Annotated in this window: 2 protein-coding genes; both read right to left on the reverse strand. The window is 71.1% G+C overall.

The window, feature by feature from the left end:
- Positions 1–88: 88 nt before the first annotated feature.
- Positions 89–415, reverse strand: coding sequence for a M48 family metallopeptidase (locus DQW06_RS24670; RefSeq protein WP_013154318.1), 327 nt, complete (start codon positions 413–415; stop codon positions 89–91).
- A gap of 202 nt (positions 416–617) precedes the next feature.
- Positions 618–1,145, reverse strand: coding sequence for a carbonic anhydrase (locus tag DQW06_RS24675; protein ID WP_117199403.1), 528 nt, complete (start codon positions 1,143–1,145; stop codon positions 618–620).
- Between the last annotated feature and the right edge of the window lie 61 nt (positions 1,146–1,206).

Raw genomic sequence — 1,206 nt, forward strand, 5'->3', positions numbered from 1 at the left:
CCCGCGGCCGACCCGGCCGCCGGGGCGGTCCGGGGGGAGGGGTCTCCCGGCCCCGGTGCGCACGCGGGTGCGGTGGACCGGGGTCCGATCAGTCCAGGGACCCCCCGGACATCACCGCGTGCATGCGCCGGTAGGTGGCCGCCTCCTCGTGGCGGCTCTGGCGCTCCAGCGTGCGCGCCAGGGCGATGTGCGCCCAGTTGTCCACCGGGTCCAGCTCGATGATCCTGCGGAAGGTCCGCTCGGCCTTGTTGAGCTGCGCGGAGTGGAAGTAGGCGCGGCCCAGCAGCTCCAGCAGGGAGCGGCTGTCGGGTTCGTCGTCGACGATCGGTTCGAGGGTGCGGGCGGCGTAGATGGGGTCGCCCAGTTCCATGAACATGCGGGCGCGGTTGAAGGTGTCGTAGGTGTTCTCTTCCACGGTGCTCCTTCCGACGGCGCGGGGCCGTCCCGGATCACAACGGCCGGCGTACCGGACGCATTCCCTGGTGGGGCGTGCGGGGGCGAAGGCGTGGGCAGGAGCCCACCGGGCCCTCCCGTGCCTTCGCCCCCACTGAAGAGATCCCCGCGCACGTGCGGCGCACACGTGGCCGAGCGCGGTCACCGCCTCCGCTCGGGAGCGGTCACAGGTCCGTCATGGTGATCCGGCCGGTGTCCACGTCGTACAGCGCGCCCGCGACCGGCAGGCCCTCGGGCAGCAGCGGGTGGTGGCGGATGCGCTCCAGGTCGTGCCGCAGCGCGCCCAGCTGGTCGTTGTCGGTGTGGAACTCCAGGCTGCGCGTGTCCACTCCGTACTGCTTTTCGATGAGGTCGTGAACGGCGTCGTCGCTCTCCACGGAGGCCATCTTGCAGCGGGTGTGCGGCATGATCAGCACCCGGTCCACACCGAGCAGGTACACCGCCAGCACCAGGGTGCGCAGGGTGTCGTCGGTCACGCGCGCGCCGGCGTTGCGCAGGATCTTGGCGTCACCGGGCTTGAGGCCGAGCATGTCCAAAGGCTCGATCCTGGAGTCCATGCAGGTCACCAGGCCCAGACCGCGCGCGGCGACGGGTTCGAGCCCGGAGAGGGAGAAGGACTCGGCGTAGGCCTCGTTGGCCGGTAGGAAATCGTCGAAGGCACTGGAGGAAGTGGTGCCGCTGTTGTCGCTCACGTGGAGGCGCTCCCTTGTCCCGTGGTCGCGGACGCGCCGCGCGCACCGGACGGATCCGGTG

Origin of the sequence: Nocardiopsis sp. TNDT3 (genome assembly GCF_003427465.1) — a bacterium.
Lineage (GTDB): Bacteria > Actinomycetota > Actinomycetes > Streptosporangiales > Streptosporangiaceae > Nocardiopsis > Nocardiopsis dassonvillei.